Origin of the sequence: Massilia sp. UYP32, assembly GCF_050434365.1 — a bacterium.
In the GTDB taxonomy this organism is placed as follows: Bacteria; Pseudomonadota; Gammaproteobacteria; order Burkholderiales; family Burkholderiaceae_D; genus Telluria; species Telluria timonae.
This window is the reverse complement of sequence record NZ_JBNDIK010000016.1, coordinates 1-17,442: the sequence shown is the minus strand read 5'-3', so window position 1 is coordinate 17,442 and position 17,442 is coordinate 1. Positions and strand designations below refer to the sequence as shown.

The window sequence follows — 17,442 nt, the reverse complement described above, 5'->3', positions numbered from 1 at the left end:
CCGACACCGACACCATGGAATTCCAGAGAGACCTGGATGCACGCGGACTGAACTGCCCGCTGCCCATCCTCAAAGCCAAGAAGGCGCTCGCCGAGATGGAAACCGGCCAGGTGCTGCGCATCGTTGCCACCGACACCGGCTCCGTGCGCGACTTCCAGGCCTTCGCCAAGCAAACCGGCAATGCCTTGCTGGCTCATACCCATGAGAATGGCGAGTTCACCTTCCTGATGCGCCGCAAATAAGCGATTCGGCTGCAGTCCATGCTGCAGCCGCGTGCGTATCCCGCGACGGGGCGTCCTGCCCCGTGCGCTTCCCGCAAAAAGAAAAGCCCCGCATCCGAGGATGGCGGGGCGCGTGCCTGCGCGGTGACGGGATGCCGTCAGCCGCCGAAGCCGGCGCCGTCGGCCACGCCGACCAGCCCGATCCGTTCTCCCTCCGCACCGGCATCGAGGTCGACCAGGTCGAGGGTGCCGAACTGCAGGTCCAGGCCCGGCGTGCCGCCGGCGAAGTTGGTGAACACGACACTGTTGATGCCGACCTCATCGGTCCATTGCATCATCCAGGCCTCGCCGCCCGTATTGGCAACGAAGGCGTCGGCCACGATGTCGCCGCGGACGAGGGCGGCCTGGTTCAGTTCGCCGGTCGTGAGGAAGGTGTCGCTGACGACGGCCACTTCCGGATCGATGTAGGAGGCGAAGAAGATGTCGCCGGCTTCGGCATTCGTGATCCGGTCCAGTTCGGCAATCGAATCACCGCTCGCGAATACGCCGCTCAGGGCCTCGCCCACGTTGTACATGAACAGGGCCGGTATCCCATCCGCGGTCAGGATGATCGTGTCCGCGCCGAGACCGCCCGAAATGGTGTCTTCGCCGCCGTTCGCGTAGATGGTGTCGTTGCCGGCGCCGCCGCTCAGCAAGTTGTAGGAGTCGCTGGTGCCGGTGAGCGTGTCGTCGCCGCCAAACCCCCAAAGCATATTGCCCGTGAGTTTTTCACCGGCAGCGCTGCCGAAGGTGTAGATGTAGTTGTCGCCGGTCGTCATCGTCTCGCCCTGCGCCGACGTGACCGTGAGCGTGCCTTGCATCAGCGTTTGCTGTTCCAGGATCTGGACGGAGACACCTGCGACGGCCCCCTTGCTGGCGTGGTTCGACTCCACCACGAACGAGCCGGCCGCCGATTCCAGCGTGATCTCGCCGTCGAACGGGCTGTTGAGCCTCACCCAGCGCATGCCCAGCCCGATGTCGATGCCGCCTGGCCCGTCGATACGAACCTCGGCCGTCTCGCCGATATTGCCGGCCGCGTCGATGGCCCGCACCTCGATCGTCGGATCGTTCTGCGTCAGGTCGATGCCCTTCAGCGTGACGGTGCCGGCGCCGGCATCGTCCTCGACGTCGATCCATGCATCGCTGCCGGTCATGCGCCACTGGAGGATGCTGTCGTCGCGCTGATCCACGCTGAAGCTCACGTCGACGGTTTCTTTCGTCGTGATCACCGCGCCGTCGTACTGGCCTTCGATGCGCAGGAAGGCCAGCCGCTCGGTCGGGGGCGTGGCGTCGTGGACGATGTCCTGGTCGATCGCGGTGACTGCCGCGCCGTCGGCGTTCACCAGGCGTACCTGCACATTCGTGCCCGCGGGGCTGGCGGTCAGGTCGACGTCCGTGACGGTGATGGTCTTGCCAACCGGCGCGATATCGGTCCAGTCCGCTTCAGTATCGAGCCGGTACTGGAACTTCTGGCCCGTGGCTGGCGTGCCGGTAAAGCTGAAGCGGACGTCGGCGACTTCCGCATTGGTGACGTTGTCGTCGGGAGCCCGGTCGTTGGCGTCGTGATCGACGCCGGCGAACTTGAGCGTCACGCCGACTGGCGGCGTGGGCGCCGGCGGGGTCGGACGCGGCGGGTCGACGATGTCGATCACGGCGTCCAGTCCGCCCTTGGCCACGGCGTCCACCACGTCCTGCAGGCTGGCCCTGGCCGGCAGCTTGTCCAGCACCTTGGCCATGCCGCCGTGGCGCTGCAGCGCAGCGAGCGCGGAGGGATCGTCGGCAGCGGCCTTGGCCATGTCGGCCAGGGCCTGCGCCAGGGTCACCGGGTCGGCCGCGCCGCGCTCGGTGTCGAACAGCGCCAGCAGGGTGGTGCCGGTGGCGATCGCCTCGACCACCTTCGGATTGGATGAGGCGATGTCGGTGAACGCGACCGTGGCCTGCACCAGCTGGTCGATGTCGTCCTGCGAAGCGCCGAGCGTGACGGCGCGCATCAGCACGCCGGCCGCCTCGAGCGCGGCGTCGCCGGCATAGTTGCTGCCGGACTCAGCCACCTGGGCGGTAAAGTCGACGGCGGCCTGCTTGCGCAGCTCGACCAGGTCCGCATCCGTTCCCTGGGCGGCATCGAGGATGGTGATGGCGACGTCGGCCAGCGACACATGGCCGGCGCCGATCGCGTCGCTCCAGAAAGCCAGGCCGCCGGCATCGGGTGCGCGGCTGAACAACTGTTGATAGATCTCGGCGATGCGCTCGGCCGGCGTGTCGTCGCCGAAGCGGTCCTGGGCTTCCTCGGAGTGCGCGAACGATGCGGCGATAGCGCCGAGGTCGCTTTCATTGGCGGCGAGACGCGCGGACCAGTACGCCAGGCCGTCAGGATCGGCCGGACGGCCGAGGAAAGCGAGATAGAAGGCGTGCACCGCGGATGCGTGGGAAGTCAGTTCGTTCATATCAGGATCATTCGTTTTTATGCATGGTTAAATTGCCATGTAGAAACATTATGTATTCAGAATGTAATTGTGTGTAGGAAATAATCACCGCTTTTCGGGTAGCGCATCACTTTTAGTCAAGGTGCATGAAATGGACGGGTGCATTAGGCGGTTTCCTCTAACAAAAAATCGTACGATCGTGCTTTAATTTAGCCCGTCGCTCGAATTTCTCTTATAATCTGGGCCACAGTTCTGTCATCCATTCCATTTTTAAAGGCACCCTATGAAAGTCCTGGTACCCGTCAAACGCGTGGTCGACTACAACGTCAAGGTTCGCGTCAAGTCCGACAATAGCGGCGTCGATGTCGCCAACGTCAAGATGTCGATGAACCCGTTCGACGAGATCGCGCTGGAAGAGGCGACCCGCCTGAAAGAGGGCGGCAAGGTCACCGAGGTGGTGGCGGTCTCGGTGGGCGTGGCCCAGTGCCAGGAAACCCTGCGTACCGGCATGGCGATCGGCGCCGACCGCGGCATCCTGGTGGAAACCGCCGGCGACACCGAGCCGCTGGCCGTGGCCAAGATCGTCAAGGCGCTGGCCGATAAGGAACAGCCGCAACTGATCATCCTGGGCAAGCAGGCGATCGACGACGATTCGAACCAGACCGGCCAGATGCTGGCTGCGCTGCTGGGCTGGCCGCAAGCGACCTTCGCCTCGAAAGTCGTGCTGGAAGACGGCAAGGTGACCGTGACCCGCGAAGTCGACGGCGGCCTGGAGACCGTTGCCCTGACCCTGCCTGCCATCATCACCACCGACCTGCGCCTGAACGAGCCGCGCTACGTGACGCTGCCGAACATCATGAAGGCGAAGAAGAAGCCGCTCGAGACCGTCAAGCCGGAAGACCTGGGCGTCGACGTCGCGCCGCGCCTGAAGACCCTGAAGGTCGTCGAGCCGGCCAAGCGCTCGGCCGGCGTCAAGGTGCCGGACGTGGCGACCCTGGTGCAGAAGCTGCGCACTGAAGCCAAGGTCATCTGAGTCGTCTGTCGTTACTTAATACATAGGAATCAACATGGTCGCATTAGTCATTGCTGAACACGACAACGGCTCCCTGAAGGGCGCTACCCACCACACCGTGACGGCTGCCGCCCAGTGCGGTGGCGACGTGCACGTCCTGGTCGCCGGTTCGAACTGCGGCGCCGCCGCCGAAGCCGCCGCGCAAATCGCCGGCGTGTCGAAAGTGCTGGTCGCCGACGCGCCGCACTTCGCCGACGGCCTGGCCGAGAACGTGGCCGGGCAGATCCTTGCCGTCGCCGGCGAGTACTCGCACATCCTGGCTCCAGCCACCGCCTACGGCAAGAACATCCTGCCGCGCGTGGCCGCCAAGCTGGACGTGGCGCAGATCTCCGAGATCACCAAGGTCGATTCGCCCGACACCTTCGAGCGTCCGATCTATGCCGGCAACGCCATCGCCACCGTGCAGTCGGGCGACAAGGTCAAGGTCATCACCGTGCGCGGCACCGCCTTCGACGCCGCGGGCGCCGGCGGTTCGGCCGCCATCGAGAATGTGACCGCGGTCGCCGACTCGGGCACCTCCACTTTTGTCGGTCGCGAGCTGGCCAAGTCGGACCGTCCGGAGCTGACCGCCGCCAAGGTGATCGTCTCGGGTGGCCGCGGCATCGGCTCGGCCGACAACTTCAAGATCCTGGAGCCGCTGGCCGACAAGCTGGGCGCCGCCATGGGCGCCTCGCGCGCCGCGGTGGACGCCGGCTTCGTGCCGAACGACTGGCAGGTGGGCCAGACCGGCAAGATCGTCGCCCCGACCCTGTATATCGCCGTGGGCATCTCGGGCGCGATCCAGCACCTGGCCGGCATGAAGGACTCGAAGACCATCGTCGCCATCAACAAGGATCCGGAAGCGCCGATCTTCTCGGTCGCCGACTACGGCCTGGTGGGCGACCTGTTCGAGGTCGTGCCGGAGCTGGTCAAGGAACTGGGCTGATCGCGCGGCGCGCCATCCAGCAAGGCGCGCCACAAGCACCCCGCACACGCCGTTCCCGCCCGCGCAGGAACGGCGTTTTTCATGCATGAGAGACAATCAGGAGACAACAGGTGAGCTATAACGCCCCGCTGAAAGACATGCAGTTCGTCCTCAATGAACTGGCCAACCTCGCCGAGGTCAATGCGCTGCCCGGCTGCGAGGACGCGACCCCGGACACCGTGGAAGCGGTGCTGGAAGAAAACGCGAAATTCTGCGGCGAAGTGATCGCCCCGCTGAACCATGCCGGCGACCAGGAGCCGAGTTTCTGGAAGGATGGCGAGGTCACCACCACCAGGGGCTTCAAGGAAGCCTTCCGCGCCTACGCCGACGCCGGCTGGCAGGGCGTGCAGCATCCGCAGGAATTCGGCGGCCAGGGCTTGCCCAAGCTGGTGGCCACGCCGTGCATGGAAATGCTGCACGGGGCCAACCTGGCGTTCGCGCTGGTCGCGCTGCTCTCGGACGGCGCGATCGAGGCGCTGCTCACCGCCGGTTCCGATGCGCAGAAGGCGCGCTTCCTCGAGCCGCTGGTCTCGGGCCAGTGGACCGGCACCATGAACCTGACCGAGCCGCAGGCCGGCTCCGACCTGGCCGCCGTGCGCACCCGCGCCGAGCCGCAGGGCGACGGCACCTACAAGATTTTCGGCACCAAGATCTTCATCACCTATGGCGATCACGACATGGCCGAGAACATCGTCCATCTGGTGCTGGCGCGCACGCCCGACGCGCCGCCGGGCGTGAAAGGCATCTCGCTGTTCATCGTGCCGAAGTTCATGATCAACGACGACGGTTCGCTGGGCGCGCGCAACGACGTGCACTGCGTCTCGATCGAGCACAAGCTGGGCATCAAGGCCAGCCCGACCGCCGTGCTGCAGTTCGGCGACGGCGGCGGCGCGATCGGCACCCTGGTGGGCGAAGAAAACCGCGGCCTCGAATACATGTTCATCATGATGAACGCGGCCCGCTTCGGCGTCGGCATGCAGGGCGTCGGCCTGGCCGAACATGCCTACCAGCAGGCGGTGGCGTTCGCGAAGGACCGCATCCAGTCGCGCGACGTGGCCGGCTCGAGCGGCCCGGTGGCGATCATCAACCACCCTGACGTGCGCCGCATGCTGATGTCGATGCGCGCGCAGACCGAGGCGGCGCGCGCGCTGGCCTACGTCGGCGCCGGCATCTCGGACCTGGCGCATCACCATCCGGACGAGGCGACGCGCCAGGCGAACCTGGCGGTGTATGAATACCTGGTCCCGGTCATCAAGGGCTGGTCGACCGAGATGAGCGAGAACGTCGCGCGCGACGGCGTGCAGGTGCACGGCGGCATGGGCTTCATCGAAGAAACCGGCGCGGCCCAGCATTACCGCGACGCCAAGATCCTCACCATCTATGAGGGCACGACGGCGATCCAGGCCAACGACCTGGTCGGCCGCAAGACGGTGCGCGATGGCGGGGCGGTGGCCAGGTCGCTGCGGGCGCAGATGGACGAGGTCGTCCAGCAGCTGGCAGAAACGCAGAGCATCGACCTCACCGCGATCGCCCGCCAATTGCGCGATGGCGCCAGCGCGTTCGAGTCCGTGGTCGGCTTCGTGGTGGAAAACGCAAAGAACGATCCGCGCGGGGTGTACGCCGGCAGCGTGACGTACCTGAAACTGGCCGGCATCGTGCTGGGCGGCTGGCAGATGGCGCGCGCGGCGCTGGTGGCGCAGCGCAAGCTGGATGCGGGCGAGGGCGACGCCGCCTTCTACCGCGCCAAGATCGCCACGGCGCGCTTCTTTGCCGACCACATCCTGTCGCAGGCGCACAGCCTGCGTCACGCGATCATGGAAGGCGCCGCCGGCGTGCTGGCGCTCGACGTCGAGCAGTTCTAACCGTAGGCGCCGCCGGTAAACAGCAGGTCGAACAGTCGCGCCATCGTCCCGATCAGGACGATGGCGCCGGTCAGCATCGTGATCACCAGCAGCAGCGGCAAGGTCCAGTTCGACCGCGACTGGCGGCCGCTGCCGGCGTTGTGTTTGGCATCCCATTTCTCGTCGGGCGTGAGGCCGATCGCCAGCGCCTCGATGAAGCCGGCGATGAACGATACCAGCAGCGGCAGGATCACATAGAAGGGATGCGGCTTGACCGCGCCGTACAGGATGCCGGTGATGGGCAGCGCGCACAGGTGCAGCAATCCGAGCCGGTCGGCGCCGCCCTTCAGGTAAAAGCGATGCGCGCCGAACCCGCCCAGCAGCAGGGCGAGCAGGGTGGCGACGGTCTTGTTCTTGTGAGTAGCAGCCATGTCGTGTTGTTCAGGATTCAGGACAGCAAGAGTATCGTCCATATTTGCAGGAATGGCACGTTTCAGGCGACAGGCTGGCGAAATGGCGGGATGGCCGGTGGCGGTGTGGTGAAAAATCAGCGATAATGGTTGATTCTGCTGGGACTGCGCGCCCTGTTGTCATTAACGCTTGCTGCTGTTCGGTGTCGCGCGCTATAATCGTCGACTTTCTCCGTCCAGAACAACTTTTTCGGAAATATTATGGTCGTTATTCGTTTGGCTCGTGGTGGCGCTAAAAAGCGTCCGTTCTTCAACATCGTTGCAACCGATTCGCGTAACCGTCGCGATGGCCGTTTCATCGAGCGCATCGGCTTCTACAACCCGATGGCTTCGGGCGCCGAAGTCGGCCTGCGTATCGCTGCTGACCGTCTGGCTCACTGGCAAGGCGTTGGCGCACAACTGTCGCCGACCGTCGCTCGTCTGGTCGCCCAGAACAAGCCAGCTGCTTAATTTATCAAGCAACACGTAGTGAGCGATTCAGCAGCAAGCCCGGTGGCCGTCCCCGATGACCTGACCCAGGTCGGGCACATCTCCGGGGCGTATGGCATCGTGGGCGGCATCCGTGTCACCCCGTATTCGCAAGACGCCGATGCGCTGCTGAACGTGAAGACCTGGTGGCTCGACAAGCCGACCCTGCACGCCGTCACCGTACGGAGTGCAAAGCTGCATGGTGGCGACGTCGTCGCGACCCTGGTCGGCATGCGCGACCGCAATGAGGCCGAGGCACTGAAAGGTGCGTCGGTTCAAGTCGCGCGCAGCGAGTTCCCAGCGCTCGAGGAAGACGAGTATTACTGGTCCGACCTGATCGGGCTGGACGTGGTCAACCTGCAGGGCGAAGCCCTGGGCAAGGTGACCGACATGATGCACAACGGCGCGCAATCGATCTTGCGCATCACTCCGGTCGCTGATCCAGCTGCCGAAGGCAAGGCGCAAGAGCGCCTCGTGCCGTTCGTGGACCAGTTCGTCAAGACCGTCAGTCTCGAGCAAAAACTGATTACCCTGGATTGGGGTCTCGATTTTTGAGCCCATCCAATAGAGGAGCACAGCGCGATGCAGTTTGACGTCGTCAGCTTGTTCCCCGAAATGTTCGCCGCATTGACGCAGTCGGGGGTGACCCGGCGCGCTTTCGAGCAGCAACGCTGGGGCCTGACCCTCTGGAATCCGCGCGATTTCACGCAGGACCGCCACCGCACCGTGGACGATCGCCCTTACGGCGGCGGCCCCGGGATGGTGATGATGGCCAAGCCGCTCGAAGCGACCATCAATGCAGCAAAGCAAAGACAAATCGAGCTCGGCCTGCCGAGTCCGCGCGTGGTGTTCATGTCGCCGCAAGGCAAGCCATTGACCCATGAACGCGCGATGGCGCTGAAGGACGAGCCCGGCCTGGTGATCCTGTGCGGCCGCTACGAGGCGGTGGACCAGCGCCTGCTGGACCGCTGTGTCGATGAGGAAATTTCTCTCGGCGACTTCGTGCTGTCGGGCGGAGAATTGCCGGCCATGGCCTTGATGGATGCGGTGGTGCGCCTGATTCCCGGCGTGCTGGGCGACGATGCCTCGGCGGTCGAAGACAGCTTCGTCAACGGCCTGCTCGATTCGCCGCATTACACGCGGCCGGAAGTGTACGAAGACGTGCCAGTGCCGCCGGTCCTGATGGGCGGCAACCATGCCGAGATCGTCAAGTGGCGCCGCCAGCGCATGCTGGAAGCGACCGCGACCAAGCGGCCCGATCTGCTAGACAAGGCGCGCGCCGCCGGCCAGTTGAGCAAGGCCGATGAACAGTTTTTGGCGGGTTTGGAAAAACCTGCTGATTAAAAGAATATGCGCGGCAGTATGGCGCATGCAATCACGGGCATGTTGCCCGTGGTTCAACCCCATCCTCTACTGGGCGAAGGTAGTGCCAGCAAGATGGTTTTTGGAGTCATAAAAAAATGAATCTGATTCAACAACTCGAGCAAGAAGAAATCGCGCGCCTCGGCCGTGATATCCCTGATTTCGCACCTGGCGACACCGTTGTCGTCAGCGTCAACGTCGTCGAAGGCAACCGCAAGCGCGCCCAGGCATACGAAGGCGTCGTGATTTCGCGTCGTAACCGCGGCCTGAACTCGAACTTCATCGTTCGCAAGATCTCGTCCGGCGAAGGCGTCGAGCGTACGTTCCAGCTGTACTCGCCGCTGATCGCTTCGATCGAAGTGAAGCGTCGTGGTGACGTCCGTCGTGCGAAGCTGTACTACCTGCGTGAGCGTTCGGGCAAATCGGCGCGTATCAAAGAAAAACTGCCACAGCGTCGCGTCAAGACCGCCGCTGCTGCTGAGTAATAGCATTCGTGCTCAGAAAAAGGCATCCGCAAGGATGCCTTTTTCTATTCCGGCGGAGTATTGCAAAGGATTCAGTTTGGCCAAACTCATTTTCGATCCGACCCAGTTGCCGGTTGCCGGCCTTGCCGGTGAAGCGCCGGTTGCGCCCGCGCGCCTGATCCCGGCCGCGCTGCGCGCACGCTTTGCGCAAACCCTGCCGTGGGAAGAGGAGGTGTCGGACGAGGGCCGCGGCATGACGGGCGCCACGCTGCGCCGTGCAGCCGTGCTGGTGCCGCTGGTAGCGCGCCCCGAGGGTGTGACCGTGCTGCTGACGCTGCGGACCGACCATTTGTCCAGCCATGCCGGCCAGATCAGTTTTCCCGGCGGCCGCGCCGAAGAACTCGATTCGTCCCCGATCGAGACGGCGCTGCGCGAAACCGAGGAAGAGGTCGGCCTGCACCGCCGTCATATCGAGATCATCGGCGTACTGCCCGACTACACCACCGTGAGCGCCTATCGCGTGACGCCGGTGGTGGCCCTGGTCCAGCCGCCATTCGAGCTGCAGCCCGATCCGGGCGAAGTGGCCGAAGCGTTCGAAGTGCCGCTCAGCTTCCTGATGGATGGCCTGAACCACCAGCGCCGGGTAGTCGAGTTGCCGAAAGGGGCCGGCAGGCGCGCTTTTTACACGATGCCGTACGAGCAATATTTCATCTGGGGCGCCACGGCGGCCATGCTGCGCAACCTCTTCCATTTTCTGCGCGCGTAACGCTTTATCGCAGGTCCGGATTTGATTCTGGCTGGCTTCTCCGTTATCGTAACGGGGCAGTCGTATTGCCATAACAAAAAAGGGTTCCTGAATGACATTCTTTTCCATCCTGTGCGCACTGCTCATCGAGCAACTGAAACCGCTGCGCGCCGATAACCAGGTGTATGGCGGCGTCAAGTCGCTCGCCGTGCGCATCGAGACCTGGTTCAATGCAGGCGAGCAAAAGAATGGGCGCATGGGCTGGATCCTGATGATGACCGCGCTGATGCTGCCGACCTGGCTCGTCTACTGGTTCTTCATGCACTACAACCTGGTATTCCTGGCCTTCGCCTGGAATGTCCTGATCGTCTACCTGACCCTCGGTTTCCGTCACTACAGCCATTACTTCACCTCCATCCAGTTCGCGCTCAATGCAGGGGATGACGCCAGGGCGCGTACCCTCCTGGCCGAATGGACGCGGCTGGACACCGTCGGGATGGACAGCACCGAGATCACCCGCATCGCGGTCGAAAAGGCCTTGATCACAACCCATCGCAACGTGTTCGGGGTGTTCTTCTGGTTCTTGATGCCGCTGGGGCCGGCGGGCGCCGTGATGTACCGCGTGTCGGAATACCTGTCGCGCGCCTGGAACGAGCCCGACCACATGCGCAACGAAGCCTTCGGCCAGTTCGCCGCCAGGGCCTTTTACTGGATCGACTGGGTGCCGGTGCGCCTGACGGCGGTGGCCTTTGCCGTGGTCGGTAATTTCGAGGATGCCGTCTATGCCTGGCGCAATTTCGCCAACCGCTGGGCCGACGAGGCGCGCGGCATCATCCTGTCGGCCGGCGGCGGCGCGATGGGTGTGCGCCTCGGCACGCCGAACGAAAATGCGCCACAATTGCTGCCAGCGGACGCCGCCACGGTGGACTTGAGCGAAAGCGACGTCGACGTGCTGCCGGGCGAGGAGCCGAACGTGCGCGCGCTGCAGAGCACGGTTGGCCTGGTGTGGCGCGCCCTGATCTTGTGGATGATCCTGCTGCTGCTGACCTCGAGCGTGGCCTGGCTGCGCTGAGTGTGGCGCGCCGGGCCTCGTCCTCAAGTCTTCTATAAGATATAATACTGCCTGAGCCGAGCAAAGCCGTATTGCACCGAGCCGAATTTGCTCTCATCCACGCAGTATTTTCTGTCTGAGCCCGTAGGACTATGACCGACCAAGCGCCCCCCAAGGATGATGAACTGTCTGGCGAGTTTTTCATCCTGGGCATCACGAACAAAGGCAAGACGTTCCGCCCGAGCGACTGGGCTGAGCGCCTGTGCGGCGTCATGTCCTGCTATTGCCCCGGCGCCGGCGGCCCCAATGCCCACCTGAAGTTTTCGCCCTACGTTTACCCGACCGTGGTCAACGGCACCAAGGCCGTCGTGGTCAACCGCACCCTGCAAAAGATCGAACCGATGGCCTACCACTTCGTGGTCAATTTCGCCAAAGACAACGATATGCAAGTCGTCGACGCCTGTTTCGTGCCCTTGCCGGGCGAAAAGAAACCAGGCGCGGCCTGACCGTCGCTGCAAGCCTGCCACCACTGGCGCTTTGATCGAAATCAAAGCGCCAGTTTTGTTTCGGCCTAGCCTCAAGCGACAACGGGGGAGGGGCACCATGCGCATCGGCGAAATCTGTACCACTGACACCATTTGCTGCACGCGCGACGAGACCGTGCAGGGCGCCGCCATGCTGATGCGGCGCCACCACGTCGGCGACCTGGTCGTGATCGATACCGACGGCGGCGGCAACGTCCCGCTCGGCATCCTGACCGACCGCGACATCGTGCTGGCCGTGATCGCCCCCGGCCTCGATCCGGCCAGCCTGCTGGCCGGCGACATCATGAGCGACGACCTGCTCACCGCCGGCGAGTCCGACGATGTCTACGAGACCATCGAGCACATGCGCCTGCGCGGCATCCGCCGGGTGCCCGTGGTGGACGCCCAGGGCAACCTGAGCGGCATCGTCAGCGCCGACGACCTGCTCGAATTCCTGGCCGAAGAAATGAGCGAGCTGTCGCGCATCGGCTCCTGGCAGCAATCGCACGAGCGCCGCGTGCGTCAATAGCTGCCTATCGGCAAGTCTTGTCAACTGGGTGGCTGGTTAGGTCACAGGAAAGACGTCCGTCTGCTACCATCGTGCGGCAGGCGGGACGGCTGGCGTCCCGCCGAGTCAACGGGACACCATGGATTCGAGATTTCAGTTGCGCGGGATGGCCGCGCATGTAGCAGCGGGCTGCCTGGCCCTGGTCATGATCGCGCCGGCGACCGCCGCCTCTGCAACCCCGGCCGCCGGCAAGTCCGCCGCCGGCGCAACGCTCCCCAAGGGCGTGACCCTCGGCCCCTCGGTCGAAGGCATCACCGAATACCGCCTGGCGAATGGCTTGAAAGTGCTGTTGTTCCCGGACGCCTCGCGTCCCACCGTGACCGTGAACGTCACTTACCTGGTCGGTTCGCGCCACGAGAACTATGGCGAGACCGGCATGGCCCACCTGCTCGAGCACCTGCTGTTCAAGGGCGCGAAGAACAACCGCGACATCACCAGGCAGTTCTCCGAGCGCGGCATGCAGTTCAACGGCACCACCTCGCTCGACCGCACCAATTACTACGAGGTGTTCCAGGCCTCCCAGGAAAACCTGGACTGGGCCTTGCAGATGGAGGCCGATCGCATGGTCAATTCCTTCGTATCAAGCAAGGATCTCGCGTCCGAGATGACCGTGGTGCGCAACGAGTACGAAGCCGGCGAGAACGAGCCCGGCAACGTGCTGTTCAAGCGCATGCAGAGCGTCGCCTACGACTGGCACAGCTATGGCCGCTCGACCATCGGCAACCGCAGCGACATCGAGAACGTGCGCATCGAGAACCTGCAGAATTTCTATCGCACCTATTACCAGCCCGACAATGCGGTGCTGCTGGTGGCCGGCCAGTTTGACCAGCGCGCAACTTTAGCGAAGATCAACCGCCTGTTCGGCGCGATCCCGAAACCGAAGCGCAGCCTGCCGGCCTTCTGGACGGTCGAGCCGACCCAGGACGGCGAGCGCAGCTTCGCCGTGCGGCGCCAGGGCGATATGCAGTTCGTGGCCGTCGGCTACAAGATCCCGTCCGACCTGCATCCCGAAGCCGAGGCGCTCGGCTTCGCCTCCGAGATCATGGGCGACGCGCCGAACGGGCGCCTGCACAAGCTGCTGGTCGAGACCGGCAAGGCCAGCCAGGTGTTCAGCTTCGGCCAGACCGGCTACGCGCCGGGCCTGCAATTCTTCGGCGCCGTGGTCAAGCTGGGCGAGCCGATCGAGCCGGTGCGCGAGGCGCTGGTCCAGGCGGTCGAGGAACTCGCCAGCAAGCCGCCCACCACCGAGGAACTGGAACGGGTGCGCCGCTCCTGGCTGAACACGATCGAACGCAGCCTGAACAATCCGCAGGCGGTGGGCGTGGCCCTGTCCGAACCGATCGCCCTGGGCGACTGGCGCATGTATTTCGTGGGCCGCGAGCGCGTGCAGAAGATGACGGCCGAACAGGTCGCCGCCAGCGCCGGGCGCTATTACCTGCGCAGCAACCGCACGGTCGGCACGTTCATCCCCGAAGAAGCGGCGAAGCGCGCCGAACTGCCGCCGGCGCCCACGGTGCTTGATGCCATGAAGGACTTCAAGCCGGCCGTCTCGACCCTGGTGGCGGAGAATTTCGATCCGAGCCAGCACAACATCATGAAGCGCACCACCTTGACGACCGCCGGCGGCGTCAAGCTGGCCCTGCTGCCGAAAAAGAACCGCGGCGAAACCGTGACGGTCGACCTGCGCCAGCACTTCGGCGACGAGAAAAGCCTGTTCGGCAAGGGCACGACCCAGGCCCTGACGAACCTGATGCTGACGCGCGGCACCACCCGCTACACGCGCGCCGAACTGGCCGACGCCTTCGACAAGCTCAAGATCGCCGGCGGTCCGACCCATTTCCAGACCACGCGCGAACACCTGCCTGAAGCGCTCAAGCTCATGGCCCACGTGCTCAAGGAGCCGGCTTTCCCTGAATCCGAGTTCGAGCAATTGCGCCAGCAACTCGTGGTTGGCATCGAAGCGGGCCGCAACGAGCCGCAAAGCGCCGCCGTGCGCGCGCTCAGCCAGCATTTCAACCGCTATCCGCGCGGCGACATCCGTTACTCGCCGAGCCTGGAAGAACAGCTCGACGACGCCAGGGCGGCGCGGCTCGAGGACGTCAAGGCCTTCCACGCGCAGTTCTATGGCGCCAATCCGGCCGAGATGGCCATCGTGGGCGACTTCGATCCGAAGGAGATCACGCCGCTGGTCAATACCCTGTTCGGCGCCTGGCGCGCACCCCAACCGCACGCGCCGGTGCTGGTCGCGCATGCCGAGGTGGCCCCGGTGGCGCGCACCCTGAATACCCCGGACAAGGAAAACGGTTTCTATATCGCGCGCCTGAACCTGGACCTGAACATCGACGATGCGGACTATCCGGCCTTGACCTTGGCCAACTACATCTTCGGCGACGGCGGCCTCAAGTCGCGCCTGATGGACCGCATCCGCCAGCGCGATGGCCTGTCGTATGGCGGCGGCTCGGACGTGTCGCCGGGCACCCTGGACCGCGCCGGCAGCTTCACGATCAATGCGATCGCGGCGCCGCAGAACCTGGCCAGGCTCGACGCCGCCGTGCGCGCGGAACTGGCGCGGGCGCTCAAGGATGGCTTCACTGCCGAGGAGCTGGCCGGCGCCAAGTCGGGCCTGATGCAGCAGCGCCTGCAATCGCGCTCCAACGATGGGGCGCTGGCATCCGGCTGGACCTCGTTCCTGTATCGCGGCAAGACCTTCGAGGCATCGGCCGAGCTCGAACGCAAGATGCAGGCGGTGACCCTGCCTCAGCTGAATGCAGCATTCCGCAAGGCGATTGATCCGGGTAAGCTATCGGTATTCATGGCGGGCGACCAGGCCAAGGCAGGCGGCGCGGCGACACCGTCAGTCACTATGCCGTAACTACAACAGTTTCCTGACAAAAACTCTCTGGATTGTGACAATGCACGAAGCCATGCGTTAAAATGTTTCTTTTCAGAAGCAAAAGTTTCATCCAGGGAGCATCATGAAGGCCATCAGCAAGCAGCAGCCGGCGAGCGGTTTCTCGTTCACCGGCAAGGTCGTTTTGGTCACCGGGGCCGCCAGTGGCATCGGTCGCGCCATCGCCCTGGCGTTCGGCCGCGCCGGCGCCTGTGTCGTGGTGGCCGACGTCTCGATCGACGGTGGACACGCCACCGCGGCGATGATCGTCGAAAACGGCGGCAAGGCGCTGTTCGTGCAAAGCAACGTCACCCGTGCCGGCGACGTCGAAGCCCTGGTCGACAAGACCATCAATTACTACGGCCGTCTCGACTTCGCGATCAACAATGCCGCGGTCGAGGAAGAGCGCCAGCCGCTGGCCGACGCCGACGACGAGCAGTTCGACCGCATCATGAACGTCAACGTCAAGGGCGTCTGGCTGTGCATGAAATACCAGTTGCGCCAGATGCTCAAGCAGGGACACGGCGCGATCGTCAACATGGCCGGCATCGCCGGCCTGGTCGGCAGCCCGAACCATGCGATCTATGGCGCCAGCAAGCACGCGGTGGTCGGCCTGACCAGGAGCGCCGCCGCCGAATATGCGCGCGAGGGTATCCGCGTCAATGTGCTGTGCCCGGCCGCGGTCAAGACGCCGATGCTGGCGCGCGCCTTCGAGCGCGATCCGGCGATCGAGAAGAAGCTCAAGGCGGCGCATCCGATGGGGCGTTTCGCCGAGGCGAGCGAGGTGGCGCAGGCCGCCCTGTGGCTGTGCTCGGACATGGCGTCGTATGTGAATGGCCATGAGATGGTGGTCGATGGCGGGTTCACCGCCGTTTGAGCAGTTTTCTTGTTGGAAATCTTTACAGCGCGGGGCGTATTGACGCTCCGGGAAAGTTCAAGTCTCTGTTTTTAATCAAGTATTTCTTAGTGGCATAAATTATGCTTATTGGTTGCAACGTCGCCGTATGGTCCCGACGTCCATCCAACTAGTGCGATCAACTTGAAAAAGACTTTCGCCGCACTGGCGCTCGCAGCCGCCCTGATCCCTGTCGCCAGCGTCCAGGCTGCCACGATCAGCTTCAGTGATGCCGCTGCGCTCAAAAAGACCAACTGGACCAATACCCTCAGCTTTGGCAAGTTCGATACCGGCCTGGGCACCCTCAATTCGATCAGGTTCGATTTGAGCGGCCTGATCCAGGGCACTGGCAGGGCCGAGAGCGACGATGAGGAAGCGACCACGGTCAACCCGAGCCTGGCGTCGATCCTGAAGCTGTCGCGTCCGGACGGCAGCCTGCTGGTGCTGAGCAATCCGGTATTCAACCATGTCTTCGAGTTCAGCGCAGGCGACGGCGACATCGATTTTGCAGGCACTTCCGGCGGCAGCACCGGCCTGGTCACGGCCAACGCGCATGACTTCTTCCTGAGCACCAGTTCCAGCGATTTCGCCCTGTTCTCGGCGCTGGGCGGGGGGCAGATCAATCTGTCGCTGAAAGCGACCGGCGCATCGGGTGCGAACGGCGCGGGTAACCTGGCAGCCATTTTCCAGACCTTCGCGTCTGGCAATGTGAATGTGACCTACGACTACACGCCATTTGCGGTCGAAGTGCCGGAACCGGCAAGCCTGGCGACCATCCTCGCAGGCCTGGGCCTGATGGGCGCCGTGCGCCGCCGCCGCGCCGGCAAGCCTGCCTGATTGCAGGCGAGGCGGCAGCGCCGCATGAAAAAACCACCATCCCGGCGCACGCCGGCATGGTGGTTTTTTGTTGGCGGCGACCGCTGCGTCAGTTGTGGATGTATTTGGCGAACACGTCGCTGAAATCGCGTTTGGTGTGGGTGTCGAGCATGGCCGTATTCAGCGCTTCCAGCAGTTCGCCGTACTGGCTGACCAGGCTGCCCGCGCCGGGGGCGATATTGAGCTTGTGGACCGAGGCGGTGGCATCCAGCGTGCGCAGCGCATTGTCGCGGCACACGGCATCGCGCCGCTGCTGCTTGCCGATGGTAATCAAGGCCTTGTAGATGTCCTTCAGCTGTTCGATGAAGGATTTTTTAACGTCGATCGAGAACTTCGTGTCATCCACGTTGAACTTCAGCTCGATGTCCATGTCCAGCGTTCCGGCGGTTTCGATGCTGACGTCGGTGATGAGGTTCGACGCATACTCGTAGCGCTTGATCGCGCGCTTCGACGACACGGCCGAGTCGCCGTCGACGAGCCTGTCAGATTTTCTGTGTGGAACGGGGTCATGAAATAATCCCGAAAGGACTGTTCCATGACCGAAGTGATGACCACCAAAAAGCCCAAGA

Annotated in this window: 18 protein-coding genes; 15 read left to right on the top strand and 3 right to left on the bottom strand. The window is 63.9% G+C overall.

The window, feature by feature from the left end:
- Positions 1 to 14 precede the first annotated feature (14 nt).
- The gene (locus ABIB42_RS13995) at positions 15 to 242 is read left to right on the top strand and encodes a sulfurtransferase TusA family protein (protein ID WP_040777452.1); all 228 of its coding nucleotides are present in this window, start codon (positions 15 to 17) and stop codon (positions 240 to 242) included.
- A gap of 137 nt (positions 243 to 379) precedes the next feature.
- On the opposite strand, the gene ABIB42_RS13990 is transcribed toward ABIB42_RS13995, so the two are convergent.
- Complete coding sequence (locus ABIB42_RS13990) at positions 380 to 2,704, bottom strand: DUF4214 domain-containing protein (protein WP_005668871.1); 2,325 nt, start codon at positions 2,702 to 2,704, stop codon at positions 380 to 382.
- 262 nt (positions 2,705 to 2,966) lie between these two features.
- Between ABIB42_RS13990 and ABIB42_RS13985 the strand changes: the two genes are divergently transcribed.
- The 3 genes from ABIB42_RS13985 (at position 2,967) to ABIB42_RS13975 (ending at position 6,581) form a co-directional block, all read left to right on the top strand.
- Complete coding sequence (locus tag ABIB42_RS13985; RefSeq protein WP_005668874.1) at positions 2,967 to 3,716, top strand: electron transfer flavoprotein subunit beta/FixA family protein; 750 nt, start codon at positions 2,967 to 2,969, stop codon at positions 3,714 to 3,716.
- A gap of 34 nt (positions 3,717 to 3,750) precedes the next feature.
- Positions 3,751 to 4,680, top strand: coding sequence for an electron transfer flavoprotein subunit alpha/FixB family protein (locus ABIB42_RS13980; RefSeq protein ID WP_184234744.1), 930 nt, complete (start codon positions 3,751 to 3,753; stop codon positions 4,678 to 4,680).
- Between the two features lie 110 nt (positions 4,681 to 4,790).
- Complete coding sequence (locus tag ABIB42_RS13975) at positions 4,791 to 6,581, top strand: acyl-CoA dehydrogenase (RefSeq protein ID WP_429248518.1); 1,791 nt, start codon at positions 4,791 to 4,793, stop codon at positions 6,579 to 6,581.
- On the opposite strand, the gene ABIB42_RS13970 is transcribed toward ABIB42_RS13975, so the two are convergent.
- Positions 6,578 to 6,991: an NINE protein gene (locus ABIB42_RS13970; RefSeq protein WP_005668880.1), complete on the bottom strand. Its 414-nt coding sequence runs from the start codon at positions 6,989 to 6,991 to the stop codon at positions 6,578 to 6,580. The genes ABIB42_RS13975 and ABIB42_RS13970 overlap by 4 nt on opposite strands.
- A gap of 240 nt (positions 6,992 to 7,231) precedes the next feature.
- Here ABIB42_RS13970 and rpsP point away from each other — a divergent pair, with 240 nt between their 5' ends.
- The 11 genes from rpsP (at position 7,232) to ABIB42_RS13915 (ending at position 16,834) form a co-directional block, all read left to right on the top strand.
- The gene (rpsP, locus tag ABIB42_RS13965; protein ID WP_005668882.1) at positions 7,232 to 7,480 is read left to right on the top strand and encodes a 30S ribosomal protein S16; all 249 of its coding nucleotides are present in this window, start codon (positions 7,232 to 7,234) and stop codon (positions 7,478 to 7,480) included.
- Positions 7,481 to 7,522: 42 nt separating this feature from the next.
- Positions 7,523 to 8,053: a ribosome maturation factor RimM gene (gene rimM / locus ABIB42_RS13960; RefSeq protein ID WP_005668883.1), complete on the top strand. Its 531-nt coding sequence runs from the start codon at positions 7,523 to 7,525 to the stop codon at positions 8,051 to 8,053.
- Between the two features lie 27 nt (positions 8,054 to 8,080).
- Positions 8,081 to 8,842 carry a tRNA (guanosine(37)-N1)-methyltransferase TrmD gene (gene trmD / locus ABIB42_RS13955; protein ID WP_005668885.1) on the top strand — a complete coding sequence of 254 codons (762 nt, stop codon included), beginning with the start codon at positions 8,081 to 8,083 and terminating at the stop codon, positions 8,840 to 8,842.
- Positions 8,843 to 8,958: 116 nt separating this feature from the next.
- Complete coding sequence (rplS, locus tag ABIB42_RS13950; protein ID WP_005668886.1) at positions 8,959 to 9,345, top strand: 50S ribosomal protein L19; 387 nt, start codon at positions 8,959 to 8,961, stop codon at positions 9,343 to 9,345.
- 34 nt (positions 9,346 to 9,379) lie between these two features.
- Entirely contained in the window at positions 9,380 to 10,090 is a 711-nt protein-coding gene (locus ABIB42_RS13945; RefSeq protein ID WP_184234737.1) for a CoA pyrophosphatase, read from the top strand.
- Between the two features lie 91 nt (positions 10,091 to 10,181).
- On the top strand, positions 10,182 to 11,141 hold the full coding sequence (locus ABIB42_RS13940; RefSeq protein ID WP_005668890.1) for a CobD/CbiB family protein: 960 nt from the start codon (positions 10,182 to 10,184) through the stop codon (positions 11,139 to 11,141).
- A gap of 131 nt (positions 11,142 to 11,272) precedes the next feature.
- Complete coding sequence (locus ABIB42_RS13935; protein WP_005668891.1) at positions 11,273 to 11,626, top strand: DUF3579 domain-containing protein; 354 nt, start codon at positions 11,273 to 11,275, stop codon at positions 11,624 to 11,626.
- A gap of 97 nt (positions 11,627 to 11,723) precedes the next feature.
- The gene (locus tag ABIB42_RS13930; protein ID WP_005668893.1) at positions 11,724 to 12,173 is read left to right on the top strand and encodes a CBS domain-containing protein; all 450 of its coding nucleotides are present in this window, start codon (positions 11,724 to 11,726) and stop codon (positions 12,171 to 12,173) included.
- Between the two features lie 145 nt (positions 12,174 to 12,318).
- Positions 12,319 to 15,084, top strand: coding sequence for a M16 family metallopeptidase (locus ABIB42_RS13925; protein WP_429248555.1), 2,766 nt, complete (start codon positions 12,319 to 12,321; stop codon positions 15,082 to 15,084).
- 103 nt (positions 15,085 to 15,187) lie between these two features.
- On the top strand, positions 15,188 to 15,979 hold the full coding sequence (locus ABIB42_RS13920; protein WP_219863015.1) for an SDR family oxidoreductase: 792 nt from the start codon (positions 15,188 to 15,190) through the stop codon (positions 15,977 to 15,979).
- A 162-nt stretch (positions 15,980 to 16,141) separates the two neighbouring features.
- Positions 16,142 to 16,834, top strand: a complete 693-nt coding sequence (locus tag ABIB42_RS13915; protein WP_219863017.1) for a choice-of-anchor E domain-containing protein — start codon at positions 16,142 to 16,144, stop codon at positions 16,832 to 16,834.
- Between the two features lie 88 nt (positions 16,835 to 16,922).
- Here ABIB42_RS13915 and ABIB42_RS13910 read toward each other — a convergent pair.
- The coding region (locus tag ABIB42_RS13910) for a PH domain-containing protein (RefSeq protein WP_429248517.1) at positions 16,923 to 17,442 on the bottom strand (520 nt) is incomplete at its 5' end.

Bases quoted from the DNA above. Each gene is read 5' to 3' on its own strand.
- ABIB42_RS13995 (WP_040777452.1), top strand. From the start codon at position 15: ATGGAATTCCAGAGAGACCTGGATGCACGCGGACTGAACTGCCCGCTG.
- ABIB42_RS13990 (WP_005668871.1), bottom strand. From the start codon at position 2,704: ATGAACGAACTGACTTCCCACGCATCCGCGGTGCACGCCTTCTATCTC.
- ABIB42_RS13985 (WP_005668874.1), top strand. From the start codon at position 2,967: ATGAAAGTCCTGGTACCCGTCAAACGCGTGGTCGACTACAACGTCAAG.
- ABIB42_RS13980 (WP_184234744.1), top strand. From the start codon at position 3,751: ATGGTCGCATTAGTCATTGCTGAACACGACAACGGCTCCCTGAAGGGC.
- ABIB42_RS13970 (WP_005668880.1), bottom strand. From the start codon at position 6,991: ATGGCTGCTACTCACAAGAACAAGACCGTCGCCACCCTGCTCGCCCTG.
- rpsP (WP_005668882.1), top strand. From the start codon at position 7,232: ATGGTCGTTATTCGTTTGGCTCGTGGTGGCGCTAAAAAGCGTCCGTTC.
- trmD (WP_005668885.1), top strand. From the start codon at position 8,081: ATGCAGTTTGACGTCGTCAGCTTGTTCCCCGAAATGTTCGCCGCATTG.
- rplS (WP_005668886.1), top strand. From the start codon at position 8,959: ATGAATCTGATTCAACAACTCGAGCAAGAAGAAATCGCGCGCCTCGGC.
- ABIB42_RS13945 (WP_184234737.1), top strand. From the start codon at position 9,380: ATGCCTTTTTCTATTCCGGCGGAGTATTGCAAAGGATTCAGTTTGGCC.
- ABIB42_RS13940 (WP_005668890.1), top strand. From the start codon at position 10,182: ATGACATTCTTTTCCATCCTGTGCGCACTGCTCATCGAGCAACTGAAA.
- ABIB42_RS13935 (WP_005668891.1), top strand. From the start codon at position 11,273: ATGACCGACCAAGCGCCCCCCAAGGATGATGAACTGTCTGGCGAGTTT.
- ABIB42_RS13930 (WP_005668893.1), top strand. From the start codon at position 11,724: ATGCGCATCGGCGAAATCTGTACCACTGACACCATTTGCTGCACGCGC.
- ABIB42_RS13925 (WP_429248555.1), top strand. From the start codon at position 12,319: ATGGCCGCGCATGTAGCAGCGGGCTGCCTGGCCCTGGTCATGATCGCG.
- ABIB42_RS13920 (WP_219863015.1), top strand. From the start codon at position 15,188: ATGAAGGCCATCAGCAAGCAGCAGCCGGCGAGCGGTTTCTCGTTCACC.